Below are 26,434 nucleotides of genomic sequence, written 5' to 3' on the forward strand. Positions count from 1 at the left end.
CGTTTGCTACGCGTCTCGATCTCGAATGCTGCGGTGCTCGCCGTACTATTTGTACGGCTGCGCGTCTCGCTTCAATCTCGAGGCGCTCGCGACGATGGCTGTCCCATGCTGACCGTTTGTTGCGCGTCTCGATCTCGAATGCTGCGGTGCTCGCCGTACTACTTGTACGGCTGTACTACTCGCTTCGACCTTGAGGCGCTCGCGACGATGGACGATGGCTGCGCCATGCTGACTGTTTTGCAGCGCGTTTCGAACTCGAACGCTGCGATGTTTGATTTTAATTTTTTACCCGCGGAGCGCCGCTGATGAACTGCGTAGAATTTTCCGATAGCGAGCAACAGTCCACCGCGCTGGCCAATAGCGTGGCCGCCAGGCTGGGCGCCGCCATCGCCAGTCAGGGCGCCGCCGTGTTGGCGGTGTCCGGCGGCAAATCGCCGATTCCCTTTTTCCACATGCTCAGCACCATGGCGATAGACTGGTCCAAGGTGACTGTCACCCTGGTGGACGAGCGTTTTGTGCCGGACAGCCATCCGGACAGCAACGCCGCGCTGGTGCGCGCCCACTTGCTGCGCGACCGCGCCGTGGAGGCGCGTTTCCTCCCCCTGGTGGAAGACGCCGCGGACATCGACGCTGAGGTGGCGCGCGCCAACGCCGGATTTGCGCCGCCCACCGTCGCCATCCTGGGCATGGGCGAGGACGGCCACACCGCCTCGCTATTCCCCGGCGCCGACGAGCTGGCGGCCGGGTTGGACCCGGCCTCCGCCGCGGCCTTCCTGGCGGTGACGCCCAAGACCGCGCCGCACCGCCGGATCTCGATGAGCTACGCCGCGTTGCTGCGCGCCGGTTGTCTGATTCTGTCCATCCAGGGCGACAAGAAGCGCCAGGTGCTGGACGCCGCCGCCAAGGGCGTCAGCGACGCGTTGCCCATCAGCCATTTCCTGGCCCAGAACAAGGTGGAGCTGGATGTCTACTGGTCTGCCTGAGCAATGGCCGCGGCTGCTGGCCGATATCGGCGGCAGCAACGCCCGCTTTGCGCTGGAAACCGCGCCCGGCGTGATCGAGGACATCGAGGTGCTGCCTTGCGCCGGCTACCCCACGCTGTTGGACGCGATCCGCGCTTATCTGGACCTGGCCGGCGCGCGAGCGGTCGCCCATGCCGCTTTCGGCATCGCCAACCCGGTGTTGGGCGACTGGGTGCAGATGACCAATCATCACTGGGCGTTTTCCATTGAGGCTACGCGCCGGGCGCTGGGCCTGACCACGCTGCGGGTGATCAACGATTTCACCGCGCTGGCGCTGGCCTTGCCGCATTTGCCGGCGAGCGAACTGCTGCGCATCGGCGGCGGCGAGGCGGAGGCCGGCGCGCCGATGGCGCTGATCGGTCCCGGCACCGGCCTGGGCGTGTCGGCGCTGATTCCCTACCCGGGCGGCTACGCGCCCTTGTCCGGCGAGGGCGGTCACGTCGGTTTCGCTCCGTTTGACGAGCGGGAGGCCGATATCTGGCGGCACGCGATGCGGCGCTTTGGCCACGTATCCGCCGAACGGCTGCTGTCTGGATCCGGTATCCCGTTGATTTACCAAGCCTTGTGCGAACGCGCAGGCGAAACGGCCGCGGTGTTGGACCCGGCCGAGGTCACCGCGCGCGGCCTGTCCGGAGCTTGTCCGCGCTGCCGCGAAACCCTGGAAGTGTTCTGCGGCATGCTGGGCGGCGCGGCGGCAAATCTGGCCCTGAATCTCGGCGCCCGTGGCGGCGTGTATCTAGGTGGTGGTATCGTGCCGCGTCTACGCGGTTTTTTTGAACAATCACCATTCCGCCGCCGCTTCGAGGATAAGGGACGGATGTCCGGCTATCTGGCCGCGATTCCGGTCTATCTGATCGTCAGCTCCTACCCGGCTTTGCCGGGCGTGGCCGCCCATCTGGCGGCCGAACTGGCGAGCGCCCGCGCCCGACCCCGGGCGCATCCTGACGACGGCGCGGCAGGAGAGTAAATACATGCTTGAACGTATCAGGAGCCAATTGGAGATCCTGTCCTCGGCCGAGCGCAAAGTGGCCGAGCTGGTGCTGGAGCAGCCTTACACCGTGATCCAGGCGGCGGTGGCCGACATCGCCAAGAACGCCGGCGTCAGCCAGCCCACCGTGATCCGCTTTTGCCGCACCGTGGGCTGTTCCGGCCTGCCGGACTTCAAACTGAAGCTGGCCGGCAGCCTGGTCACCGGCGTGCCCTATGTGCACTCCAGCGTGCGCCCTGAAGATCCAACCTCGGAAATCGTCGCCAAGGTATTCGACAACACCGTGTCCGCGCTGCTCAAGTGCCGCAACGACGTCAATCCGCAGTCGATAGAATCCGCGGTGAGGCTGCTGACCGACGCGCGCCGCATCGAGTTCTACGGCCTGGGCAACTCCGGCATCATCGCCGCGGACGCCCAGCACAAATTCTTCCGCTTCGGCATTCCCACCGTCGCCTATTCCGACACCCACATTCAGATGATGGCGGCGTCGGTGCTGGGGCCGGGCGATGTGCTGGTGGCGATCTCCAGCTCCGGCCGCACGCTGGAGTTGCTGGAAGCCGTGGACGTGGCCTTGTCCGCCGGCGCCAGCGTGGTGGCGCTGACCACCAGCGGTTCGCCGCTGGCGCGCCGCGCCACCGTGGCCTTGATCGCCGACACATTGGAAGACAATGAAACCTACAGCCCGATGATTTCGCGCATCGTGCATCTGGTGCAGATCGACATCCTGGCGGTGAGCGTGGCGCTCAAGCGCGGGCCGGGCCTGATCAGCCAGCTGGAAAAAACCAAGCACAGCCTGAAGAACCGAAGGCTGGACAACAAAACCGAAGAGGATTGACCATCATGAGCGAACTGACCGAACTGCCGGCCTGGCAGGCACTATGGGACCATTTTGCCGAGGCCAAGCACCAGCACATGCGCGATTTGTTCGCCGCCGATCCGGAGCGGGCGGAGCGCTATGCGCTGGAGGTGGGCGGCCTGTTCCTCGACTATTCCAAGAACCGCATCACCGATGAGACCCTGAAGGGCTTGATGCAGCTGGCGCGCGAGTCCGGGCTGCCGGCCAAGATCAAGGCCATGTTCAAGGGCGAGAAGCTCAACAGCACCGAAAACCGCGCAGTGCTGCACGTGGCGCTGCGCAACCGCACCAACTCGCCCATCCATGTGGACGGCGAGGACGTGATGCCCAAGGTCAACTCGGTGCTGGAGCGCATGGGCAAGTTTGCTCACGCGGTGCGTTCCGGCGAATGGCTGGGCTATACCAACCAGCCCATCACCGACATCGTCAACATCGGCATCGGTGGCTCGGATCTGGGCCCGTTGATGGTCTGTAGCGCGCTCAAGCCTTTCGGCCACCCGCGGCTGAACATGCACTTCGTCTCCAATGTGGACGGCGCCCAACTCAAGGAAACCCTGAAAAAGGTCCATTCCGAGACCACGCTGTTCGTGGTGGAGTCCAAGACCTTCACCACTCAAGAGACGCTGACCAACGCGCTGACCGCGCGCGACTGGTTCTTGCAGCGCTCGCGCGATGAAAGCGCGGTGGCCAAGCACTTCGTGGCGGTGTCCACCAACCAGAAGGCGGTGGCGGATTTCGGCATCGACCCGTCGAACATGTTCGAATTCTGGGACTGGGTGGGCGGCCGCTACAGCCTGTGGTCGGCCATCGGCCTGCCCATCATGCTCTACCTGGGCGAGGAGAACTTCACCGAACTCCTCAACGGCGCCCACATCATGGACCAGCATTTCAGAAACGCGCCGTTCGAACAGAACATGCCGGTGCTGCTGGCCATGATTGGGGTCTGGTACATCAATTTCTACGGCGGCGGCAGCCATGTGATCGCGCCTTACGATCAATACCTGCACCGCCTGCCGGCCTTCATCCAGCAACTGGACATGGAGTCCAACGGCAAGCAGGTGATGCTGGACGGCCAGCCGGTGAACTTCGAAACCGCTCCCATTATCTGGGGCGAGACCGGCATCAACGGCCAGCACGCCTTCTTCCAGCTCTTGCATCAAGGCACCCATATTTCGCCGATCGACCTGATTGCCTCGGTGCAAAACTGTTCCAGCCTGCCCGGCCACCATGAAATCCTGCTGGCCAACGTGTTTGCCCAGGCCGAGGCCTTCATGCGCGGCAAGACCGCGGACGAGGTGCGCGCAGAGCTGAAGGAGCAGGGCCTCAAGGGCGAGGCGCTGGAAGCGCTGGTGCCGCACAAGGTGTTCGGCGGCAACCGGCCCACCAACACCTTGCTGATGAGCCGCTTGAACCCGCGCAATCTGGGCTCCTTGATTGCGCTGTACGAGCACAAGATCTTCGTGCAGGGCGTGATCTGGCACATCAACAGCTTCGACCAGTGGGGCGTGGAGCTGGGCAAGCAGCTGGCCAAGACCATACACGCCGAGCTGACCGGCAAGCTCCAGCACGCCGAACACGACAGCTCCACCCGGCGGTTGATCGAGCTGTACCGTCAGGTCAACGCCGACGACTGCAAGTGCTGAGCCGGACGCCGGCCCAAACAAAACGCGAGGCCTCGGCCTCGCGTTTTGTTTGGATCTCGCCGCTGCGCACGATCCGTTGCGGGCGGCAATACCGCGTTGAAAACCGCCTCGAAATGCTCAGGCACCCTGTGTGCACTCCGCTTTCTCGGCCGTTTTCTCCTTGTCCCGCCTTAGCTCGCGAGATCGTGAATAGGCTTTATTTCTTGACGATTTCCTGCTCCACCACCATGTCCAGCACCCAGCGGATGGACGAGGCGTCGGCCGGCGGATTCGCCACTTTGAATTCCTTCAGGCGCAGGCGGTAGGCGATGCCCGGCTCCGGTTTGAAACCCTCGATCTCGCCGTAGTGCAACTGCCACGGTTGGTCCTTGCTTTCGCGGACCTGCAGGCATTGCATTGGAGCCACGCCGGTGCAGGGCTTGCGTTCGGCCGCCACATAGACGAAGCGGGTGAGGCCGCCTTCCAGCGAGGGCTGGCGGTCAAAGCTCAGCGTCTTGTCGCCGGCTTGCAGCGTCAGCTTGTCACCGTCCAGCTTCACCGCGGGCTTGGCGCCCAGGAAGGCGGCCAGCGCGCGGTCCCGCTCCATCGCTTCCGGCGGACACATCATCAGCGTGCTGCCCAGTTGGCCGCTGACCAGCTTGCCGCTTTCCAGCGACACCGGGCCGAACATGCCGTTGCAGCCGGCGCGGGCGGACACGCTGCCGTCCTTGAAGCTCAGGGTGATCGTGTGCTCGGCGGCGGCCTGTTTCCATTGGCCGGCCAGCGCGTCCAGTTTGATATCCGCTTGAGCGTCCATTTTGGCTCCGGTTTGCGGGGTGGCACAGGCGCTCAGGGCGGCTGCGGTCAGTGCGGCGAGCAAAAGAGATTTTTTCATTATCGATGTTCCGTGGTTAAGGGCAGGGACGGGATGCTCTTGGAGCGCCCGCCGTTCTCTAGAGTTCAGCGTAGCTTGCTGACTTCCTCGCTGTAGACGATGCGTTCCAGCGTCCAGCGCGAGCCGGCGTCGGCCTGCGCCGCCGGTTTCAGCTTAATGTAGTAGCTGACGCCGGGCTTGGGGTGGAAGCCGGCGATTTCGCCTTGCAACGGCCGCCAGTTTTGCTCGGCGCGTTCGCGCACCTGAAGGCAGTCGCGCGTGGCTTCGCCGTTGTGGCAGGCCTGGCGTTCAGGCGCCACGTACAGGTATTGCAGCTTGGCCGGCTGGGCCGTCGGGTCGGGGTTAGGCGTCAAGCGCACGAAGCGGTACTCGGCGCGTTCCGATTTCAGCACCAGCTTCTGCGCGCGGCCGTCCGGCAGCACGCGGAAGGGGCTGGAGAGGAAGGCGATGAAGTGCTGCTCCATCTCCATCAGCGGCGGCCGGCAGGCCATGCGGGTGGTGGCCACCTGCGCCTTGCCCTGAGCGTCAACGGTGCGGATGAAGCGGTTGCAGCCGGCGAAGCCGGTCATCTTGCCCGGTTGGAAGGCCACGGTGGGCGGCTGGCCCGCGGGCGCGGGTTCCACCATCTGCCATTCGGTTCCCTGCAGATTGGGCATGGCCAGCGCCGGCAGCGGCAAGGCCAGCGCGCCCAGCCAGAGCGCAGCCAGGCGCCGGGCGGAGAAGCCAGTATTTTGCATTGCCATACTCCATGTATAAACAAAAACTAATATTTGTTTACAATACACCTGATAACCGCCGCTTGTGAAGCAGGGCGGCGCGGAAAAGCGGGGCTCGAAATAGACGGAAACAAAAAACCGCCCAAGCTTAAAACATTGGACGGTTTTGAAATGCCATGGGCATGCTTGATGCGCTATAGCTGCTCCACTCCCCTGAGCAACTCCTCCACCACTTTCTTGGCGTCGCCGAACACCATCATGGTCTTGTCCATATAGAACAACTCGTTGTCCAGACCGGCGTAGCCGGCGTTCATCGAGCGTTTGACCACGATCACGCTGCGCGATTTGTGCGCGTCCAGGATGGGCATGCCGTAGATCGGGCTGGTTTTGTCCTTCTGCGCGGCCGGGTTGACCACATCGTTGGCGCCTATCACCAGCACCACGTCGGTGTTGGAGAAGTCGGAGTTGATCTCCTCCATCTCCTGCACCTGCTCGTAGGGCACCTCGGCCTCGGCCAGCAGCACGTTCATATGGCCCGGCATCCGGCCCGCCACAGGGTGGATGGCGTAGCGCACGTTGACGCCCTTCTGGTGCAGGATTTCGGCAAACTCCTGCAAGGCGTGCTGAGCGCGCGACACCGCCAGGCCGTAGCCGGGGACGATGATCACGCTGTCGGCGTTGGCCATCAGGAAGGCGGCGTCCTCTGGGGAGCCGGATTTGTGGTTCTTGGGCCCGCTGTCGCCGGCACCGCCCCCCGTGGCCGCCTCGGCGCCGAAGCCGCCCAGCAGCACCGCGATGATGGAGCGGTTCATGGCCTTGCACATGATGTAGGACAGAATAGCGCCGGAAGCGCCGACGCAAGCGCCGGCGATGATCAGCACCGGGTTGTTCAACGTGAAGCCGATGCCGGCGGCCGCCCAGCCGGAGTAGGAGTTGAGCATGGACACCACTACCGGCATGTCGGCGCCGCCGATCGGAATGATCAGTGTCACGCCCAGCGCCAGCGCGATGGCCAGCATGGTCAGGAAGGCGGCCTGGCTGTCGCTGAGGAAATACACCACGCCAAAGCCAACCATGGCGACGGCCAGCAGCAGATTAAGCAGGTGTTGGCCTTTGAAGTTCACGGCTTTGGAGCCGAAGCGCCCGGACAGCTTGCCGTAGGCGATCACCGAGGCGGTGAAGGTGATCGCGCCGATGAAGGCGCCGATGAACAGCTCCACCTTTTGCACCTGGGTGTGCTCCACGCCGCTGTGAAAGATGGCCGCCACCGCGATCAGCACCGCGGACAGGCCCACCAGCGAATGCATCGCCGCCACCAGTTCCGGCATGCCGGTCATCTGCACGGTCTTGGCCTTCCACGCGCCGATGGCGCCGCCGGCGACAATGGCGGACGCGATCAGCGCCAGCACCGGTTTGTCCATGATCAGCAAGGTGGTGGCCACGGCGATGAGCATCCCTATCATGCCGTAGAGGTTGCCGCGCAAGGCGGAGGCCGGACTGGACAGCCCCTTGAGCGCCAGGATGAACAACACCGCGGCGATGAGATAAAGAATTGCGGACAGGTTTTCCATCTTGGTCCCTTATTTCTTCTTTTTCTTGAACATGTCCAGCATCCTCTGGGTGACCAGGAAGCCCCCGAAGATGTTGATGCTGGCGAGGAAGATGCCGATGGTGCCCAACACTGACGTGAGGGTGATTTCGGAACCGTTGATGTCCACCGCCTGCAGCATGGCGCCGACGATGATGATGCCGGAAATGGCGTTGGTCACCGCCATCAGCGGGGTGTGCAGCGCGGGGGTGACGTTCCAGACCACGTGGTAGCCGACGAAGACGGCCAGCACGAAGACGGTGAGGCTGGTGATGAAGGGATCTACCATCTTGTTCTCCTTAATCGGCGGCGGGGAAGCGGACCTGGCCGGCGTGGGTCACCAGCGTGGCGGACAGGAGCTCGTCTTCCAGATTGAGGTTCAGGCCTTCCTGCGTCAGCAGCAGGCCGAGGAAGGTCAGCAGGTTCTTGGCGTACAGGCTGGAGGCGTCCGCCGCCAGCAGGCCGGGCAGATTGGTCTGGCCGACCACGGTGACGCCGTTGTCCAGGCGCACGGTTTCGCCGGGGCGGGTCAGCGCGCAGTTTCCGCCGGTTTCCGCCGCCAGGTCCACGATGACCGAGCCCGGCTTCATCGCCTCCACCACCTCGGCCGACAGCAGCTTGGGCGCCGGTTTTCCCGGGATCAACGCGGTGGTGATCACGATGTCCGCCGCCTTGGCGTGTTTGGCCACCAGTTCGCCCTGGCGCTGGCGATAGCTCTCGGACATTTCCTTGGCGTAAACGCCGCTATTGGCCATTTTCTCTTCTTCGCTCATCGGCACTTCGATGAACTTGGCGCCCAGCGACTCCACCTGTTCCTTGGTGGCCGGACGCACGTCGAAGGCCTCCACCACCGCGCCCAGGCGCTTGCCGGTGGCAATGGCCTGCAGGCCGGCCACGCCCACGCCCAGAATCAGCAGCCGGGCCGGCTTCACCGTGCCGGCCGCGGTCATCAGCATGGGCATGAAGCGCGGATAGTGCTGGGTGGCCAGCAGCACCGCGCGGTAGCCGGCGATATTGTTCTGGCTGGAGAGCACATCCATGCTCTGCGCGCGGGTGCTGCGCGGCAGCAATTCCAGCGCGAAGGCGGAGACGCGTTTGGCGGCCAGCGCCGGCAGATTGTGGTTGTGATAGGGGTTGAGCTGGCCGATCAGCACCGCGCCGTCCTTCAGCGCGGCAATGCCGTCCTCGTCCAGCGGGCGCACCGTCAGCACGATGTCGGCCTGGGCCAGCGCCGCGGCGCGGTCCGCCGCGATGGCGGCTCCGGCGTCCTGATAGGCCGCGTCCGGCTGCGCGGCCGCGAGGCCCGCGCCGCTTTCCACCGTGACGGCGTGGCCGCCGGCCACGAGTTTCTTCACCGTGTCCGGCGTTGCGGCCACGCGGTGTTCACCGGCCAGCCTCTCGGCTGGGATAGCGATATGCATGGTCTTCCTTTCCTGCGATTAGATAACAAAGATTCCAGATAGCGAACGCCCGTGCGGCGAAAATCGAACGAGCGTTTGAATTCAATTAAAGGCATGCGGGATTTTTCCGCGCAACACTTATATTGCCGACCGTATACCGTCGGACAATTTCGACGGATAAAGGGCCGGATGCTAGCAAAACCCTACAGCAGCGATGTGACGTGAATCAGACAGAGGCCAGTCAACGGCTGTTGGAGCGGAAATGCGGAAGAAAGACGGCGAAGCAGCCACGGGCGGGCAGGCGGAACAAGGCGCGGAGGCAAGTACGGCCGGTCGACGCGCATATGCTGCCGGCAAGGCTTATGCAGGACACTAGCGTTGATGGCGCGGCTTGTAAAGCTGCGCCATGCGCCAGTTGCCAGCCAGGGCGAGCGCCCGCGGCGGCCGGCGTTGGCTGTTGCGCGCGCGCGACGGAGGGCCGGCTAGAAAGCCGGCCGCGACGCTTCCGCCAATAACCGCTCCACGGTGCCGTCCTGCAACATGGAGCGCATCGCCCTGGCGATGCGGCGCTTGTGCGGAGAGCGCGGGGACAGGCCGATGCGGCGCGGTTCCGGGGAATACAGCAGCAGCGGCGCGCGCTTTACGTATTGGCGGAATTCGGAGCTGGCGGCCAGCTCGGCGGTTTGGCGTTCATCGGCGATCAAGGCGTCAATGCGGCCGGCCTTGAGCTTGCGGAAGTTGGAGTCCAGCGACGGGGCCGGCTCGCGCCGCACGCGCAGGTCGCTGTCGAATTCATCCTGGTAGCGCACGCCCTCCTCCACGCCGATCAGAAAGGGGTAGAGCTGACGATAACTGCGCAGCGGCCGCGGGTCGTCGGCGCGCTGATACAAGGCTAGACGGCTGCCGGAGGCGAAGGCGGGGTCGATGAAGTCGATGAACTCGCGGCGGGCCGGGGTGCTTTTCACCCCGATCACCACATCCGCCTTGCCCTGGCGCAGGTATTGAAGACAGCGGGTCAGCGGGCAGGGGAGGAAGACCAGCCTCAGCTTGGCGCGCCTGGCCATCTCGCGCATCAGCTCGGTGTACGGGCCTTGAGGCGCGCCGTGCGCGTCCATGGTCTTCCAGGGCGGGAACAGATTGTAGGCGAAGACCAGTGCCGGCTCCGCCGCCGCGCACTGCATGCCTGCCATCAGGCAGGCCAGAGCCAAAAGGGACTTGAGTTTCACAATGATGCACAGATGCGAACGGGCGTCGGCGGCCCCACGCAGCCGACTGTAGCCAGAGAGCCATTATCGGACGGCTGGGCGCGGCACGGGCGGGAAAATTCACCGTTCCGAAAAAAACCATGAAAACAGTATGGTATTGGAAATGTCCGCATTGGCAACCTGTCCCATTGGCTGGCGCGGCGCGGATCGGCGTGGAGCGCCGCGCGTCGGCTTGCCGTTTTCAATCGAAGAACGGTAGGCTGTTGATTGTAAACATGTTTAACGAAGGCGCGCCATGGGTTTCATCATCGCCGCGGAGGAGGGCTGAGCATGCGGGATTTCAGCTTTGTGCTGCTGCCCGAGTTTTCCATGCTGGGTTTGCTGGCGGCCACCGAGCCCTTGCGCGTGGCCAACCGCTTTCACGGCGGTGCCTATCGCTGGCGGCTGTTGAGCGCCGATGGCCGGCCGGTGGTCGCCAGCAACGGCATGTCCTTGGCGGCGCACGGCGCCTGGGGCGAGTCGGAGGCGGCCGACGCGGTGTTGGTGGTGGCCGGTTTTCATCCGCTGCGCCACGGCGGCGCCGGCCTGCTGGCCTGGCTGCGCGGTCAGGACGCCGCCGGTCGGGTGCTGGGCGGCATCGATACCGGCTGTTTCATCCTGGCCGAGGCCGGACTGTTCCGGCAGCAGCGGCTGACCCTGCACTGGGAGGCGCTGCCGGCGTTCCGCGAGCGCTATCCCTTGCTCAATGCCACGCAGGAGCTTTACGAACTGGGGCCGCGGCGCATCAGTTCCGCCGGCGGCACCGCCTCCATCGACATGATGCTGGCCTTGATGGCGCGCAGCCATGGCCATGATCTGGCGGTGCAGGTTTCGGAGCAATTCGTGCTGGGGCGCATCCGCGCCCAGAGCGATCATCAACGGCTGGAGCTGGGCGCGCGTTACGGTGTGCACAGCCGCAAATTGATCCAGGCCCTGGCCCTGATGGAAAAACATATGGACGCGCCGTTGGACAGCGCGGCCTTGGCGGCCGGGGTGGGCGTGACGGCGCGTCAGCTGCAACGCTTGTTCCGCGCCCAGTTGGGCGCGGCGCCCAATGTCTTTTACCTGGGCCTGCGCCTGGAACACGGGCAGCGCTTGCTGCGCCAGAGCGGGCTCAACGTCACCCAGGTCAGCGCGGCGTGCGGCTTCGAGTCCGCTAGTTACTTCGCGCGCGCCTATCGCCGCCGCTTCGGCTGCGCGCCGGGAACGGAGCGGCGCGAGGCGTGAGCCGCTTTCCAGCGCTTGTTCAATAGCGCGGCGGGCACGTAACAGGTTCTCAGCGCATCTCGATGCGGCGGCCGCAGTCCTCGGGCCAGGGCAGGCCGGCTTGTCGACGCGCCAGCGCGTCCAAGCTGTGCCGCACCGGCGCTGAGAACGGCGCGCTCCGGCCCCGCTCGGGGTCCACATTGAGCAGCATCAGCTCGCAGCCGGCCGCGGCGTCGGCCTCCTCGTCGCGATGCAGGCTCAGATAGAGCCGCAGCCGCTTGGCGTCGTGGTCCAGCAGCCGGCCCTCCACCCGCAGCTCGGCTTGTTGGCGGATTTCGCGCAGATAGCGCAGATGCAGCTCCGCCGTGTATAGGGTGTGGCCGCCGCGCTCACGCGCCGTGGCGTCCATGCCGATGCGCTCCATCAGCGCGTCCACCGCGTGGCTGAACACCAGCAGGTAATACGCGTCGCGGACGTGACCGTTGTAGTCCAGCCATTCCGGCCGCGTTTGCGCGTGGAGCAGGACGAGGCGTTTATTCATGCGCGGCCAGTCCATGCTTGCGCTTGGCGGCCGCCACCGCTTCCATGATTCCAATCAGGCAGTCGTCGCGATAGCGCTCCAGATCGGCGATGGAGCGCTGACCCAGCTGGCGCGCGCAACCGTCCACCACCCGATCTATCAGCGCTTCGCTCAAGTCCGGCGCCGGTAGCCGGGTCCAGGGCAGTTGCAGCGCCGGGCCGAACTGGCTCAGAAAGTGGCGCATGCCGGCTTCGCCGCCGGCTAGGGCGTAAGTCTGGAAGGTACCCATGAAGGCCCAGCGCAGGCCGGCGCCGAAGCGGATGGCGTCGTCGATTTCGCCGGTGGTGGCCACGCCGTCGTTGACTAGGTGCAGCGCTTCCCGCCACAGGGCCTCCAGCAGCCGGTCGGCGATGAAGCCGGGCACCTCGTGGCGCACGCGCAGCGGCCGCATGCCCTGCGCCGTATAGACGCGTTCGGCGGCATCCAGCGCCTGCGGCGCGGTGTCGCGTCCGCCCAGCACCTCGACCAGTGGCAGCAGATAGACCGGATTGAAGGGGTGGCCCACCACGCAGCGCGCCGGTCGGCGGACGTCCTGGTAAAACTCGGAAGGCAGCAGGCCGGAGGTGGAGGAGGCGATGATGACCGTCTCCGGCGCGGCCGCATCGGCGCGGCGATGCAGCTCCTGTTTCAGCGCCAGCGTTTCCGGCGCGCTTTCCTGGATGAAGTCGGCGGCGGCGGCGCAGTCTTCCAGCCGGGAAACGAAGCGCAGCCGCTCGGGCGCGGCGCCGGCGGCCAGGCCGCGGCGTTCCAGCGCCGGCCAGGCGCGCTCCACTTGGGCGCGCAGACGTGCTTCGGCCTGCGGCGCGGGGTCCCAGGCCAGCACGTCACGGCCAGCCGCCAGCGCGCGGCAGGCCCAGCCGCCGCCGATGACGCCGGCGCCCAGCACGCCGAAGGTGGCGATGTCGGTACGGTACATCTCAATCTCCTTTTCCGCGGCGCGGGGGCAGGCCCAGGTGGATCCGGCCTTCCACCGGCGTCAGCACGCGTGCGCCCATCAGGTCCAGCAATCGCCGCGCCTGTTCCACCAGCGCGCCGTTGCTGGCGTACACCCCTTTGGCCAGATACAGATTGTCTTCCAGCCCCACCCGGACATGGCCGCCCAGCAAGGCCGCTTGCGCCACCATGGGCATTTGTAGCCGGCCGATGCCGAAGGCCGCCCACTGCGCGCCCGGCGGCAGGCTGTCCACCATGGCCTTCATCGTGGTGGTGTCGGCCGGCGCGCCCCAGGGGATGCCCAGGCAGAGTTGGAACAGCGGCGGCGCGTCCAGCAGACCCTCGCTCAATAATTGTTTGGCGAAGCGCAGGTGGCCGGTGTCGAACACTTCCAGCTCCGGCTTGACGCCGAGTTGCTGAATGCGCCGCGCGCCGTCGCGCAGCTGTCCGGGCCTGGCCACGTAGATGAAGTCGCCGTCGCCGAAGTTGAGCGTGCCGCAGTCCAGGGTGCAGATTTCCGGGCGCAATTCCTCCACGTGCAGCAGGCGCTCCAGGCCGCCGACCAGATCGGTGCCCGGCCCCAGCGGCAGCGGCCGCTCGCCTTGGCCGATCTCCACGTCGCCGTCCATGCCGGCGGTCAGGTTCAGAATCATGTCCACGCCGGACGCGCGGATGCGGTCCACCAGCTCCCGGTACAGCGCCGGCTCGCGGCTGCCCTTGCCGGTGAGCGGGTCGCGCACATGGCAGTGCACCACGGTCGCGCCGGCGCGGGCCGCCTCCACCGCGGCGGCGGCAATCTGCTTGGGCGTGACCGGTATCGCCGGATGCTTGCCCACGGTGTCGCCGGCGCCGGTGACGGCGCAGCTCAGCACGATGTCCCGGTTCATGGCCCGTTCCCTTCGCCTTGGCGCAGATAGGCCTGGACCAAGGGCAGGCCGGGTTTGCCGTCAAAGGAGGAGACGCCGTCCAGCCAGCGTTCCAGCGGCTGAGGGTTGGCTTGCAGCCATTGGCGCGCGGCGCGCGCGGGCGGGACCCGCTTGAGGATGGCGTTCATCACCTGGTTTTCCATGTCCAGGCTGAAGCGCAGCTGGCTGATCAGCTTCCCGGCGTTGGGACAGCGTTGCATGAAGCCGTTGGCCACCACGGTATAGACCTTGGAGCCGCCGTATTCGGCGCCGAAGGCCTGGTCGCCGCCGGCCAGATAGCTTAGCCGCATCAGGTAGTTCATCGGATGCGGCTCCCAGGCGAGGAACACCACCATGCGTTTTTGCCGGATGGCGCGGGATACCGCGGCCAGCATGCCGCTTTCGCTGGACTCTACCAGGGTGAAGCCTTTCAGACCGAAATCGTTGTTGGCGATCATTCGCTTGATGATGGCGTTGCCCTGGCTGCCGGATTCTATGCCGTAGATCTTGGCGTCCAGCTGTTTGCGAAAGCGCGCGATGTCGGCGAAGGTGCGCAGGCCCTGCTCCGCAAGCTGGTTGGGCACCGCCAGCGTGTATTTGGCGCCGCTCAGATTGGGTTCGGGCAATACTTGCAGCGCCTTGGCCTGTAGAAAGGGCGTGATGGCCGGCGTTTGCGACGGCACCCAGTAGCCCAGATACACGTCGATCTGCTGGTTCTTGAGCCCGGTGAAGGCGATGGGTTCCGAGGCGAGCTGGGTGCTGGGCTGGTAGCCCAAGCCTTGCAGCACGGCGGAGGCTAGGCCGGTGGTGGCCGCGATATCGGTCCAGCCGATGTCGGCGAAGCGGATCTTGCGACAGCTTTCCGGTTCCGCGGCCCAGGCCTGGGCGGCCAGCGCGCCGCACAGCAGCGCCAGCCAGGGGGTGGAGAGTTTCATGTCAGCTTCTCCCGCAAGCGGTTCCATTGCCGACGGGCAGCGCCGGGCCGCTGGGTTGGAAGGCATGGCCGTGACCATGTTGACGCCGCGGACTTGCAGGGAGCCGGAGCGCAAGGACCAATCTAGGCGGGCGGCGCCGCATGTTAGCGCACGGGAGCGACCAATGCCGTCACCAGGGCGACCGGGCCGGCCTCGTCGAAGGAGGCCGGCGCCGGTTGCGGAACCCGGGCTTACGGGGTCAGGTACTGGCTGCCGTCATAAGCGCCGATGAAGGTCCAATTGCTGTTGCTGACGCCGGTGGTGGGAAAGTAGCCGTAGTTCGCGTTCTTCAGCACGAAGTAGTCGCGGGTTGAGCGATAGGGATTGTCGTAGACATAGACGTCCCCCACCGTGCCCGTTCGGCTCTCGCTCCAGTTGTTCAAACGGCTCTTGCGTTGCGAGGTCAGCATCGCCAAGTCGTAGGACTGGGTGGCGGACAGCGGGGCGCCGTTGTAGCTGTCCAGGAACTGCCAGCCGGCGTTGCTGCCGCCGTCGGTCGGGAAGTAGCCGTAGCGCGCGGTTTTCAGCTGGAAGTAGTCGCGGGTGTTGCGGTAGGGGTTGTCGTAGACGTAAACGTCTCCCGGCGCGCCCGTGCGGCTCTCGCTCCATTTTTGCAGCGATCCCTTGTTGTAGGCGGCCAGAATCATCGCATCGTAGCTTTGCGCGCCGGGGCGGCGCAGCTGGATGGCGCTGCCCAGCGTCATCTGGGTGACGCCGTCGCTGACGGTGACGCGAATCGGCGCGTACGCGCCTTGCAGCGCCTGAGCGGGCGCGGTCAGCGTCGCCGTCGCGCTGTTGCCGGGGGAGCCGCCGAAACCCGGCGGCAACTGCCATTGGTAACGCAGCGTCTTGCCGCCGGCGTTGCTGACCCGCGCTTCCACGCTGAAGGCGCGGCCAGCGTCGACGGCGGCCGGCAGCGACACGCGGCCGGCCAAGCCCTGCTGTTCAAGCGGGTAGCGATAGAGCAGGCTTTCGTCGCGGTTCAGCCAGATCGGCTGGGACAGGGCGGGCAGGGACAGGCCGCTCAGGGTCTGCCGGGTGGCCGCGCTGGCCTTCAAGCCCCATTTGTCAAAAAACGGGGTCAGGTTGTGACCGGCGACGCGGCTGGTTTCGATGATGAAGCGCTGGCGTTTTTCCTCGTCGCCGGCTGGCAGTTCGGCAAAGGGCATGCTGCGGTAGCGCTGCCCCAGCCGGCTGTAGAAATCCTTGCCGAAGGCCAGGTCCAGCTGCCAGAACATCGCCGCGCGCACGAACAAGTCCGCTTGCGCGTCGTAAGACGGCTGCGCCTGGTTCAGGTGCTGGCGCACCAAGACCCATTTTCGGTCGGTTTCCAGCCGCGAGCGCTGGCCCAAGGCCCGCTGCACATAGAGCGAGGTCAGGTTCACCGTCACCTCGGTCTGGTCGTTCCAGGTCATCGCCGGCATCTGGTAGTGATGGCCCAACTCATGCCAGGGGCCCCAACCGTCTTGCTGCAGCAATTTGGAATTGGCCACCGAGCCGGCGCCGCTGACATTGGTGCCCAGCCAGTAATTGCTGGCCGACATATAGCCGCCGCTGCTGTCCGGCTTGGTGACGAATTGGTACTGGAACGGCGTTGCCGCGTGCGGATAAGGGTTGCCGGCGGCCAGGCCGTATTGTTCCTCAGCCAGGGTGACGATGCGGTCCCACAGCGTCATGGTGGCGCTTGGGTCGTCCACCTGCTGGCGCAGAACAGATAGCGGCATGGTCACGATCATGCGTTTGCCCACCAGCTCCGCGTAAGGCTCGGCCGCCAGGCGGCTCAGCATGGCGCTCCAGTCCGCCTTGCTGTGCTGTCCCAGGACGAAGCGCGGTATTTCGCGGCCGCCGCTTTGCAGCGTCGCCACGATCTTGCCGCTGCCGGGCTGGCTGCGCGGCGCGAAATAGATCACGCCGTCGTTCTGCGCGGTGATCAGGTTGAGGCCGGGACGCAACGGGACCACCTGATTGGACGGCATCGGGCTGTTGGCGCCGGCGATAGGCACTAGCCAAAGCTCCGGGGGGAGGTTGGGCGGCGTGCCCTGGTAGGCGATATTGACGCTCAGCGCTTCGCCTTTGCGCGCCCAGTAGCCGGTGGACTGGGTGGGATGGGTGAGAAAACCGCGGCGGTGAGCCAGCAGCCACTCGCTGGGATCGCCGCGTTGTTCCAGCGTCAACTGGCGAGGCGCGTCCGCGAAGGCGGGCAGAGAGGACAGATTGGCGACCATCGCGGCGCCTAGCCACAGACAGGAACTGAGCTTAGATGCGTGCATATTTCTCTTATTCCATCAGACCATGCCGGACTGCTGTGGGCGCTGGGCACGGTCTGTCCAGTTGCGGGTTGCGCCCTGGTCCCCGTTGGCTTGGTGGGGGGACCTACCCACTGGAGTCCGCTTCTTATTCCAAAGTTCTTATTTTATTTAGGTAAATATTTACTTTGGACTGATTGATTTTGTTCAGAACATAGACATTTTTAGACCCGCTAACAAACCCCTGATGCTGCGTTGCGCCGACTTGTCGTACTCATTGTACTGACTGCGTCGGCGCGCCTTGCCTCAGCCGTAAAACAGAGTTTTGTTAGCGGCTTTTAGAGCCTGTTCAAAGTCTCGCGAGCAAGGGCGAGACAAGGCGTTGCCCCTCGGGAAGCGCAGCGGGCTTTGAATCGGCTTTCAGCGCCGCGCCGCGCTCAGCGCACCACCAGCGCTTTCACCCGCCAGGCCAGCTTGGCGTCGATGTCGGCGGTTTGCAGTTCGCGGAAGTCGTTGAGCGGATACATCATCCATTGGCTGAAGCCCATCTCCTCCAGCGGCCGGCCGTTGATGCGCAGCGCCAGGATGGGTTGATAGCGGCTTTGGTCTCCAGCCGGAATCACCACCTTGTACTGGTCTTCGGTCACCACTTCCACCGGCCGCCCGGCCGCGCCCACGGCGCGCAGGATGGCGGAGAGCGTGGGGCCGGTAAAGGAGGACTTGGGCGTCCAGGTGGTTTTAGTCTGGATGGTGCGTTGTTGCAGGCGTTCCAGCTCAGCCTTGCTGAAGTGGTATTCGCCGGCGCGGGCCTGGTTGGATACCTTGATCTGGCCGGTGACGACCAGGGCCGGGGGCGTGCCGGCCCAGGAAGACGCGGCGCAGAACAAAGACAGGAGGGCGGCAAAGGACAGGATGGATCTCATGGGGATGGACTCCTGAAGGGGGAATGTCGATGAAGATGACATTCTAACCTTGAAAATCCATTGTCATGCCTGCTGCTGCGCAATAAAACAAGTCCATTTTAAGTTTTGGCCTACTATTCCCCTGGCTAATTTAGGTGCTAGATGGAAAAGTCATCTCCCAATCAATTAATGGTTTTAATTGAGACCGTTTTGTTTTGCATTAATGGAGTTGCCATTTGCATATTATTTTAGGGTGTGGTTTATTTATATAAATATCCGTCGCCAAATTTGGATATTAATATATTTACTCTAGAATAACTGTCCAATAGGGCAGTCAATTCAAACAAAAAGCCTGTCTATAATCTCGCCCCTTCTGAGTAGCCCGATGTCATGATTCGGGCCTCTTCAGTTGCCGAAACAAATGCCGCGCCGTCCATCTCTCCGCGTTGCTTTTCATTGTCGGTTTTAAATTGCCCATGGTTTTATGGGGCTGCCATTCAATTACCTTGATATTTTATGAGTCAAAACTCAATTCAATCCTTGCTGCCTATTTCCCGAGGCCGCGCGGTGGGCTTTTGCCTATTGCTGGCCGCTTTCGAACTACTGACTTATATCGGCAGCGATATGGTGATGCCGGCCATGCTGCAAGTCGTCGCCGACTTGAACGCCGACGCCCGCCACGTGCCCACGGCGCTCAACGCCTACCTGCTGGGCGGGGTGGCCTTGCAATGGCTGATTGGTCCATTGTCCGACCGTTACGGCCGCAAGCCGCTGCTGGTCGCCGGCGCAGTCGGCTTCGCCCTGGCCTGCCTGGCGGCGGTCGGCAGCCGCGATATCGAGCTGTTCAATCTGCTGCGTTTCATCCAGGGCCTGTCTCTGGGCTTTGTGATGGTGGTCAGCTACCCGGCGCTGCAAGAAGCGTTTCCGGAAAAAGACGCGGTGCGGCTGATGGCCCTGCTGGCCAATATCGCGTTGCTATCGCCGCTGGTCGGCCCCTTGTTGGGCAGCTTGTTGCTGGGCCTGTTGCCGTGGCGCGGCTTGTTCGCGCTGATCGGCGCGCTGGCGGCCTTGGTGGCCGTTGGCCTGTGGCGCTGGATGCCGGAAACCCTGGGCGTGGAGCGGCGCGACGGCAGCCGGCTGGCGGCGAGCCCGCTGCGCCTGGGCCGCAGCGCGCGTCAGTACGCGGCGTTGCTGCGCAACGCCCCCTTCATGCACGGCAGCGTGGCGTTGGGCCTGCTGTCCATCCCGCTGGTGGGGTGGATCGGCCTGTCGCCGCTGCTGCTGATGCGCGGGCTGGGTCTGTCCGGCATTGAGTACGGCCTGTGGCAGCTGCCGGTGTTCGGCGGGCTGATTGCCGGCAACCTGACCCTGAACCGGCTGGCGGTCAGCCTGGAACTGGAACGGGTGCTGCGGCTGGCTCTGTGGCCCTTGTTCGGCGGCCTGGCGGCGATGCTGGCGCTGACCTGGTCCAGCGGAGCGCTGCCGGCCCTGGCGGCGGGCCTGACGCTGTACGCCTTCGGCCTGGGCCTGGGCCACGCCACCCTATACCGCTTCACCCTCTACGCCAGCGACAGCGGGAAGGGCGCGGTGGCGGCGATGCTGGGCATGATTTCCACCGCCTTGCTCGGCCTGGGTTGCAGCGCGCTGGCCTGGCTGGGCGCCGGCGCCGGCCTGCAAGCCTTCGCCGGCTGGGCCGCCTTGGGCGCCGGCCTGGCGGCCTGGCCGCTGTGGCGCTTGCTCAAGCAGCGCGCTTACGCGCTGCAAGCGGCTTGAATCCCCATTCTCACTCCCGGAGCTCCACCATGCTGAACCACGTCGACGCGCTGTGCGCGCTGGAACACCCTTATCGCGCCGATGCCGACTGCGGCCGGCTGTTCGACGCCGCCATGCGCCAACTCAGCCATTACCACTGCGAACACACGCCCGGCTATCGCCATTGGCTGCAGGCCAACGGCCTGGACGCCGCGGCGCTGGACACGCTGGACGATTGGTCGCGGCTGCCGCCGCTGTTCGCCAACTATTTCAAACGCCAACTGGTGGTGAGCGCCGCCGGTCAGGACGCGCTGGAGCTGACGTCCTCCGGCACCACCGGCCAGAAAAGCCGCATGCGCTACGACGAACGCAGCCTGGGCACGGCGCAAAGCATGGTGGACCGCATCTTCCGCCATTACGGCTGGGACACGCCGCAACAGCCGTGCAACTACCTGCTGCTCAGCTATGAGCCGGCCGGCGCCATCACCCTGGGCACCGCCTACACCGACCAATTCCTGTGCAAGTACGCGCCGGTGAACCAGGCCTGTTACGCCTTGCGCCACAACGGCCATGGCAACGAGTTCGACCCCTTCGGCGTGATCCGCGCCTTGCAGGACTTCGCCGAACAAGGCCTGCCGGTGCGCATGCTGGGCTTCCCCGCCTTCCTGTGGTTCGCGCTGGAGCGCATGCGGGAACTGGGCCTGCCGCCGCTGCAACTGCACCCGGAATCGCTGGTGTTCCTGGGCGGCGGCTGGAAAACCCACGCGGACCGCGCCATTCCCAAGGCCGAGCTGTACCGGCGGCTGGGCGAGCAACTGGGCATTCCGGACGCGCGTTGCCGCGACGGCTACGGCGCGGTGGAGCACCCGGTGCCTTACGTGGAGTGCGAACGCCATCGCTTCCACCTGCCCAGCTATGCCCGCGCCGTGATCCGCGACACCGCCAGCCTGCGGCCGCAACCCTACGGCGCCGCCGGCTTCCTCAACCTGCTGTCGCCCTACATCACCTCCAGCCCGGCGCACAGCATTGTGATGGGCGATCTGGCCGTGCTGCATCCGGCCGAGAGCTGCGGCTGCGGCCTGGCCACCGACTGGTTCGAACTGCTGGGCCGCGCCGGCACCAGCAAGAGCCGCAGCTGCGCGGTGGCCGCCTCCGAATTGATCAAGGAATCCTGATATGTATCTATTGAACGGAACACTGAACGCCGCCGTGGACGCCGCCGCGGCGCTGGCGCAGTTGCAAGCGGGGCTGCCCGCCGCGCTGGCCCGGCCGCCGGCCTTGGACGCGGTGCTGGATTGCGCCGAACGCTTCGCCGCCGCCCTGCCGCAAGGGGCGGAGGCCCTGGGCCTGGACGCCGCCGCCGTCGACGCGCTGCAAGGCTTTTGCCGGCGCGAGGCGCTGCAAGCCAAGGTCCGCCGCGAGCTGGGCGAACAAGCCTTCTCGCTGCGCCGCTTCGACTACCGCCAGCCGCGTTTTGAAAGCTGGCGGCCGCTGGGCCTAGTGGCCCACATCACCCCGGCCAACGCGCCGCTGCTGCCCTTCATGGCGGTGCTGGAAAGCCTGCTGGCCGGCAACGTCAACTGGCTGCGCCCCAGCGGCAGCGACCAGGGCCGCAGCGCGCGGCTGCTGGCTGATTTCCTGAGCCACGATGCCGCCGGCGTTCTGGCCGCCCACGTGGCGGTGCTGCCGCTGGCCACACATCAACTGAGCGGCTTGCTGGCCCGCGCCGACGCGGTGTCGGCCTGGGGCGGCGACGCCGCGCTGGAGGCGATCCGCCGCCAGGCGCCGGCCGGCTGCCGCTGGATACCCTGGGGCCACCGCATCAGCTTCGCCTACCTGGACCCGGCCGCGGCGACGGAGGCCGATTACGACGCGCTGGCCGACGACGTCTGCCGTTTTGATCAGCAAGCCTGCTCCAGCCCGCAATGCCTGCTGGTGGACAGCGAGGACGAAGCCGCGTTGCGCGGCGCGGCCCAGGCCATGGCCGCCGCGCTGGCGCGGCGCGCGCCGGCCTGGCCGGCCCTGCAGCCGGACGTGCAGGAAGCCGCGGAAATCTCCAGCCAGCTGGCCATGCTGCGGCTGGACCAGTCGTTTGCCGGCGTGGCCGGCGCGGTGGAGCAGGGCGAGGGCTGGCGCGTGGCCTGGGCGCAGCGCCAAGAGCTGGCGGCCTCTCCGCTGTTCCGCACCCTGCAACTGCGGCCGGCGCCGCGCGCGCGGCTGGTGGAACTGCTGCTGCCCTGGCGCACCCATTTGCAAAGCTGCGGCCTGATCGCCGCGCCGGAGCAAGTGCCGGCGCTCAGCCGCCTGCTGCTGGACGCCGGCGTCAGCCGGCTGTGCCCGGTGGGAGCGATGCACGACGGCTACGCCGGCGAGCCGCACGACGGCGTTTACGCGCTGAGCCGGCTGACGCGGCGGGTGTCCGTGAGCCTGAGCGACGGCCAACTGCCCGGCCATGCCACGCTGGACGCCTTGCCCCCGCCGCCGGCCGGCCTGGACGCGCTGCCGGTGATGGACAAGACGGCCTTCCAACAAGCCGAGATGGGACCGGCCGCCCAGCTGTTCTTCCGCAGCGGCGGCAGCAGCGGCGAGCCTAAGCTGGCCGGCTTCAGCTACCGCGACTACCACCGCCAGATGCAAGCGGCGGCGGACGGTCTGCTCGCCGCGGGTCTGGATCCGGCGCAAGACCGGGTGATGAATCTGCTCTACGGCGGCAACCTCTACGGCGGCATGCTCAGTTTCTTTACCATCCTGGACAAGTTGGGCGTGCCGCAATACCCGATGGGCGGCCCGGTGGACGACGACTTCAGCCAGATCGCCCACTTCATTGTGTCCCGCGGCGTTAACACCCTGGTGGGGATGCCGGGCACCTTGCAGCGCTTGTTCGAGTGCGAGGAAGCCGCGCTGCGTGCCTACGGCGGCGTGCGCAAGCTGTTCTGCGGCGGCGAACACATCAGCGAAGGTCAACGCCGGTTCCTGACCGGCTTCGGCGTGGAGCTGATCCGCTCCGCGATGTACGGATCGGTGGACGCCGGCCCGCTGGGCCATGCCTGCGGCCACGGCCGCGACGGCGAATTCCACCTGCTGGCCGACATCCAGTGGCTGGAAATCCTGGAACAGGACAGCGACCGCCCGGCCGAGCCTGGCGCCGTCGGCCGCTTGGCCTTCACCTCGCTGGCGCGCGAAGGCCAGCCGGTGCGGCGCTACGACCTGGGCGATCTGGGCCGCTGGCTGCCCGGCCGCTGCGGCTGCGGCCTGCCGTCGCCGCGATTCCAGCTCACCGGCCGCCACGGCGCGTTGCTGCGCGCGGGCACCATCTTTGTCAATCCAATCGAGCTGTCCGCGCCGCTGGGCCTGGCTTTGCAATGGTTGGTGGACCATGCCGCCAACGGCTGCGACCGTATCCGGGTGCTGGCCGACGGCGACGCCGAGCAGGTGCGCGCCCGCCTGCTGCAACACCCGATGCTGAACGAGGTCGTCAGCGGCGGCCTGCTGCAACTGGAAGTCATCGCCGCCCCGGCCAGCCAGTTCCAGCGTCATCCGCAAAGCGGCAAGACCCCGCTGGTGTTGGACCAGCGCCGCAACACGGAGCCGGCGCAATGAAGGCCGCCATCGATGCCAGGCTCCGCCGGCTGGTGGAACACGCCCGCGCCCACTCGCCATTTTTCGCTGAGCTGTACCGCGCTCTGCCGGAGGATTGGACGCTGAGCGATCTGCCGCTGATCGAGCCGGCGGACTACTGGAGCCGATGCCAGCCGCTGGCGGACTGGCCGGTGCTGAGCGGCCCGCTGGCGGACGGCCATGTGTTCAAGACCGGCGGCTCCACCAGCGAGGGCAAGCTGTCGGTGTTCCGCCGCGATGAATGGCAGGCCTTCGTGCGCGCCTTCGGTCAGGGCCTGGGCCGGCAACTGCTGCCCGGCGACCGCGTCGCCAACCTGTTCTTCGCCGGGGATCTCTACACCAGCCTGCTGTTCATCCACGGCGCGCTGTCGCACTCGCCGGTGCCGGTGGTGGAGTTTCCCTTTACCTGCAATGTCGAGGACGCCGCGCTGGCCGACGCCATCGCCGCGCTGGATATCAATGTGCTGGCCGGCGTGCCGGTGCAACTGGTGCGCTTCGCCAACTGGCTGCAACAAGCCGGCCGCACGCTGCCCGGCGTGCGCTGCCTGCTCTACGGCGGCGAAAGCCTGTTCGCCGAACAGCTGGCCCTGCTGAGCCGGGTCTTCCCCAAGGCCCGCATCGGCTCCATAGGCTGCGCCAGCGTGGACGCCGGCCTGATCGGCGCCGCCGGGCCGGATTGCGCCCAGGGCGAACACCGCGTGTTCGACGCGGACACCCTGGTTGAAATCATCGACGAAGCCAGCGGCCTGCCGATCACGGAGCCGGACCGCAAGGGCCTGCTGGTGGTCAGCAATCTGCAACGGCGGCTGATGCCGGTGATTCGCTACCCCACAGGCGACCTGGCCTGCTGGCGCGAACCGGCCGGGCGGCCGGAACGCAAGTTCGCGTTGCAAGGGCGCGCCAGCCGCGGCCACCGCGTGCGCATCTGCACGCTGTCCTTGTTCCCGGACGAGCTGGACCCGCTGCTGCGGGGGCAGGACGGCGTGCTGGCCTGGCAGTTGTTGGTGGGCCGCCGCGACGGCGTCGACACCCTCAGCCTGCGGGTGGCCAGCGAATACGCGCCGGCTCCGGCGGCGGAGCCGCTGCGCCAACTGCTGCTGGCGGCGCAGCCGGCCCTGGCCGAACTTTGCAGCCAAGGCCTGCTGCGCCTGGACGCCGCCTATTGCGCGCCGGAGGCCATGCTCACCCATCCGCGCTCCGGCAAGCTGATGCGGGTGGTGGACCAGCGCCGCTACGACGAGGTGGCGGCATGAGCATAGACATTCGCGCTTTCCAGGCGGACGACGCCGCCGGCGTCAGCGCCTTGTTCCGCGCCATCTACGGCGAACACTACGTCTACCCGGACGTCTATCTGCCGTCGATGATCCGCCGCCACAACGCCGCCGGCCGCTGGCATTCCGCCGTGGCCGTGCGCGATGGCCGGGTGCTGGGCCACGCCGCGCTGTGGCGCGACCCGCATTGCCCGGGCAGCGCCGAGCTGGCGCTCAACGTGGTGCACCCGGACGCGCGCGGCCAGGGCCTGGCCACCGCGCTGGGCCGCCACCTCAGCTCCCAAGGCGTGGCCCTGGGCCTGAGCATGCTCACCATCAAGCAAGTGTCGTCCCACGGCCAGAGCCAGCGCCTGGCCAAGACCCTGGGCTTCCACACCACCGGCCTGCTGCTGGACTACGTGGCCTCGCCGTTTGGCCAGCCGCAGCCGGAAAGCATCGTGTTGGGCTGCCTGCCGCTGCAAAGCCGGCCGATTCCGGCGCTGAACTGGCCGGCGGCGTGGCGGGAATGGCTGACGCCGCTAAGCCGCGCCTTCGGCAGCGCGCCGCCGCCGGCGCAGGCACCGGCCGGCGGCCTCAGCATCGCCAGCCACGGCCGGCGGCTGGAAGTGGTGCTGGAGGACATCAGCGGCGGCCGGCTGCGGGAAGTGGCGGCGCTGCCTGCCGGGCGCTTGGTCTACGTCAGGCTGGCGCTGGGGCCGGACGCCCCGCGCGCGGCGCTTGCCTTGCAACAGGCGGGCTTCGTCTGCGGCGGCCTGGTGCCCGGCCCGGATGGTAGCTGGCAAGCGCTGCTGCTGCGGGGGCACGGCCAGCAGGAACTGGCGCTGAGCTGCCCGCTGGCCAACCATCTGCACCGGTTGAGCCGGCAGGAGGCGGCGGCGGTTGCCGCCTGAGGCCGACAGTTCAGGCACGTGGCCCGAAACGCCGCCGCCGCGCGTCCCGGCGGCGGGTTTTGTCGGCGATGGCCTGCCGCAGCAAGGCCAACTGATAAGCGCGCCGGTGAAGCACCGCCTTGAGCAGGACCCCGCCCAGCAGAAAGCCGGCGACGCCGGCCAACGCCAGCATCAATAGATCATGCCCATTCCAATGGCTGTACGGTATGGAGAACTGGAACAGCCGGTTCAAGGCCGAGCCTTGATCGGATAGTTTTTCCCACACAGCCAAGGCGAAGCCGGCGATGGAAAACAGGGCGAGCTGCTCATGACTGCCGATAAGGGCGCCAATGCGGCTGCCGGCCTGCTCCTGCTTGTCTTGCAGCGCCTGCGCCGCCTGTTCCAGCGCGGACTGCCGGTAAGGCCGCAATAGAGCCGTCTGGAGCCGGTCATGCTCCAGTTCCTTTAACAAATCGCGCTGAGCCTGGCGGCGAAAACAGAGTATCAAGGCTAGGCCGGGAAGGCTGTTGACGATGATGGAGAGCAAGGATAGCGCCATGCACAGCAGCGCCAGGATTTGCGCGGTCCAGACGCCAAAGCGGGGCAAGGGCGCAGCAAGGTGCCATAGGGCCAGAACGAGCAGCGCGGCGAACAAGCCGCCGGATATCATCAAGGCCAGCCGCGCGTAGCGCTCGCAGCCGCGTTCGAAGGAGCTTTGCTTCTGCTTGGCGCTTATGGGGCGCAGACCGTGCAGTCGTTGCAGCACGGCGTCGGGATCATGCAGCGGGTTGCGATGGGAGACGGTCATGAGAAAGTCGATGGCGGCCAAAACCCGGCATCGTAATCC

Annotated in this window: 23 protein-coding genes; 10 read left to right on the forward strand and 13 right to left on the reverse strand. The window is 66.1% G+C overall.

Annotated features, from left to right (window positions below; all coding sequences use genetic code 11):
* The first annotated feature begins 305 nt into the window (after nucleotides 1–305).
* The 4 genes from pgl to pgi are packed head-to-tail and all read left to right on the forward strand — an operon-like array spanning nucleotide 306 to nucleotide 4,509.
* The gene (gene pgl / locus ACUXV1_RS20680; protein WP_043639158.1) at nucleotides 306–983 is read left to right on the forward strand and encodes a 6-phosphogluconolactonase; all 678 of its coding nucleotides are present in this window, start codon (nucleotides 306–308) and stop codon (nucleotides 981–983) included.
* Nucleotides 964–1,989 (forward strand): glucokinase, encoded by a 1,026-nt coding sequence (locus tag ACUXV1_RS20685; protein WP_194427253.1) that lies wholly within the window; start codon nucleotides 964–966, stop codon nucleotides 1,987–1,989. Before pgl ends, ACUXV1_RS20685 begins: the two co-directional genes overlap by 20 nt.
* Before the next feature lie 4 nt (nucleotides 1,990–1,993).
* Nucleotides 1,994–2,845: a transcriptional regulator HexR gene (gene hexR / locus ACUXV1_RS20690; protein WP_019103156.1), complete on the forward strand. Its 852-nt coding sequence runs from the start codon at nucleotides 1,994–1,996 to the stop codon at nucleotides 2,843–2,845.
* 5 nt (nucleotides 2,846–2,850) lie between these two features.
* Nucleotides 2,851–4,509, forward strand: a complete 1,659-nt coding sequence (gene pgi / locus ACUXV1_RS20695; protein WP_043639165.1) for a glucose-6-phosphate isomerase — start codon at nucleotides 2,851–2,853, stop codon at nucleotides 4,507–4,509.
* 196 nt (nucleotides 4,510–4,705) lie between these two features.
* Here pgi and ACUXV1_RS20700 read toward each other — a convergent pair whose 3' ends face one another.
* The 6 genes from ACUXV1_RS20700 to ACUXV1_RS20725 all read right to left on the reverse strand — a co-directional run bounded on the left by ACUXV1_RS20700 (nucleotide 4,706) and on the right by ACUXV1_RS20725 (nucleotide 10,277).
* On the reverse strand, nucleotides 4,706–5,383 hold the full coding sequence (locus ACUXV1_RS20700; protein WP_446016384.1) for a DUF4377 domain-containing protein: 678 nt from the start codon (nucleotides 5,381–5,383) through the stop codon (nucleotides 4,706–4,708).
* Nucleotides 5,384–5,448: 65 nt separating this feature from the next.
* On the reverse strand, nucleotides 5,449–6,120 hold the full coding sequence (locus tag ACUXV1_RS20705; RefSeq protein WP_043639171.1) for an META and DUF4377 domain-containing protein: 672 nt from the start codon (nucleotides 6,118–6,120) through the stop codon (nucleotides 5,449–5,451).
* A 173-nt stretch (nucleotides 6,121–6,293) separates the two neighbouring features.
* Entirely contained in the window at nucleotides 6,294–7,670 is a 1,377-nt protein-coding gene (locus ACUXV1_RS20710) for an NAD(P)(+) transhydrogenase (Re/Si-specific) subunit beta (protein WP_043639174.1), read from the reverse strand.
* 9 nt (nucleotides 7,671–7,679) lie between these two features.
* Complete coding sequence (locus ACUXV1_RS20715; RefSeq protein WP_446016383.1) at nucleotides 7,680–7,976, reverse strand: proton-translocating transhydrogenase family protein; 297 nt, start codon at nucleotides 7,974–7,976, stop codon at nucleotides 7,680–7,682.
* Nucleotides 7,977–7,986: 10 nt separating this feature from the next.
* Nucleotides 7,987–9,108 carry a Re/Si-specific NAD(P)(+) transhydrogenase subunit alpha gene (locus tag ACUXV1_RS20720; RefSeq protein ID WP_446016382.1) on the reverse strand — a complete coding sequence of 374 codons (1,122 nt, stop codon included), beginning with the start codon at nucleotides 9,106–9,108 and terminating at the stop codon, nucleotides 7,987–7,989.
* Nucleotides 9,109–9,569: 461 nt separating this feature from the next.
* Nucleotides 9,570–10,277 (reverse strand): substrate-binding periplasmic protein, encoded by a 708-nt coding sequence (locus tag ACUXV1_RS20725; protein WP_143330333.1) that lies wholly within the window; start codon nucleotides 10,275–10,277, stop codon nucleotides 9,570–9,572.
* A 345-nt stretch (nucleotides 10,278–10,622) separates the two neighbouring features.
* On the opposite strand from ACUXV1_RS20725, the gene ACUXV1_RS20730 reads away from it, so the two are divergent.
* Nucleotides 10,623–11,558, forward strand: a complete 936-nt coding sequence (locus ACUXV1_RS20730) for a GlxA family transcriptional regulator (protein WP_446016381.1) — start codon at nucleotides 10,623–10,625, stop codon at nucleotides 11,556–11,558.
* A 49-nt stretch (nucleotides 11,559–11,607) separates the two neighbouring features.
* Here the strand turns inward: ACUXV1_RS20730 and ACUXV1_RS20735 are convergent, their stop codons facing one another.
* From ACUXV1_RS20735 to ACUXV1_RS20760, 6 genes are all read right to left on the reverse strand, one after another.
* Entirely contained in the window at nucleotides 11,608–12,078 is a 471-nt protein-coding gene (locus ACUXV1_RS20735; protein WP_446016380.1) for a thioesterase family protein, read from the reverse strand.
* A complete protein-coding gene (locus ACUXV1_RS20740) occupies nucleotides 12,071–13,033 on the reverse strand; it encodes an L-carnitine dehydrogenase (RefSeq protein ID WP_446016379.1) in 963 nt (320 codons plus the stop codon). The genes ACUXV1_RS20735 and ACUXV1_RS20740 overlap by 8 nt, the downstream gene beginning before the upstream one ends.
* Before the next feature lies 1 nt (nucleotide 13,034).
* Nucleotides 13,035–13,937 carry a 3-keto-5-aminohexanoate cleavage protein gene (locus ACUXV1_RS20745; protein WP_446016378.1) on the reverse strand — a complete coding sequence of 301 codons (903 nt, stop codon included), beginning with the start codon at nucleotides 13,935–13,937 and terminating at the stop codon, nucleotides 13,035–13,037.
* A complete protein-coding gene (gene choX / locus ACUXV1_RS20750; protein WP_446016376.1) occupies nucleotides 13,934–14,890 on the reverse strand; it encodes a choline ABC transporter substrate-binding protein in 957 nt (318 codons plus the stop codon). Before choX ends, ACUXV1_RS20745 begins: the two co-directional genes overlap by 4 nt.
* Before the next feature lie 230 nt (nucleotides 14,891–15,120).
* Nucleotides 15,121–17,199, reverse strand: coding sequence for a M60 family metallopeptidase (locus ACUXV1_RS20755; protein ID WP_446016375.1), 2,079 nt, complete (start codon nucleotides 17,197–17,199; stop codon nucleotides 15,121–15,123).
* Nucleotides 17,200–17,612: 413 nt separating this feature from the next.
* Complete coding sequence (locus ACUXV1_RS20760; RefSeq protein ID WP_194427250.1) at nucleotides 17,613–18,098, reverse strand: oxidoreductase; 486 nt, start codon at nucleotides 18,096–18,098, stop codon at nucleotides 17,613–17,615.
* Nucleotides 18,099–18,593: 495 nt separating this feature from the next.
* On the opposite strand from ACUXV1_RS20760, the gene ACUXV1_RS20765 reads away from it, so the two are divergent.
* The 5 genes from ACUXV1_RS20765 to ACUXV1_RS20785 are packed head-to-tail and all read left to right on the forward strand — an operon-like array spanning nucleotide 18,594 to nucleotide 25,608.
* Complete coding sequence (locus ACUXV1_RS20765) at nucleotides 18,594–19,850, forward strand: MFS transporter (RefSeq protein WP_205208372.1); 1,257 nt, start codon at nucleotides 18,594–18,596, stop codon at nucleotides 19,848–19,850.
* Nucleotides 19,851–19,879: 29 nt separating this feature from the next.
* Nucleotides 19,880–21,004 (forward strand): LuxE/PaaK family acyltransferase, encoded by a 1,125-nt coding sequence (locus ACUXV1_RS20770; protein WP_446016374.1) that lies wholly within the window; start codon nucleotides 19,880–19,882, stop codon nucleotides 21,002–21,004.
* Between the two features lies 1 nt (nucleotide 21,005).
* On the forward strand, nucleotides 21,006–23,429 hold the full coding sequence (locus tag ACUXV1_RS20775; RefSeq protein ID WP_446016373.1) for an acyl-CoA reductase: 2,424 nt from the start codon (nucleotides 21,006–21,008) through the stop codon (nucleotides 23,427–23,429).
* Nucleotides 23,426–24,700, forward strand: a complete 1,275-nt coding sequence (locus tag ACUXV1_RS20780) for a phenylacetate--CoA ligase family protein (protein ID WP_446016371.1) — start codon at nucleotides 23,426–23,428, stop codon at nucleotides 24,698–24,700. Before ACUXV1_RS20775 ends, ACUXV1_RS20780 begins: the two co-directional genes overlap by 4 nt.
* Nucleotides 24,697–25,608, forward strand: a complete 912-nt coding sequence (locus tag ACUXV1_RS20785; RefSeq protein WP_446016369.1) for an N-acetyltransferase family protein — start codon at nucleotides 24,697–24,699, stop codon at nucleotides 25,606–25,608. The genes ACUXV1_RS20780 and ACUXV1_RS20785 overlap by 4 nt, the downstream gene beginning before the upstream one ends.
* Nucleotides 25,609–25,618: 10 nt before the next feature.
* Here ACUXV1_RS20785 and ACUXV1_RS20790 read toward each other — a convergent pair whose 3' ends face one another.
* Nucleotides 25,619–26,395, reverse strand: a complete 777-nt coding sequence (locus ACUXV1_RS20790) for a hypothetical protein (protein WP_446016368.1) — start codon at nucleotides 26,393–26,395, stop codon at nucleotides 25,619–25,621.
* Nucleotides 26,396–26,434: the final 39 nt, after the last annotated feature.

The sequence above is a fragment of the Chromobacterium sp. W521 genome, from assembly GCF_052805975.1.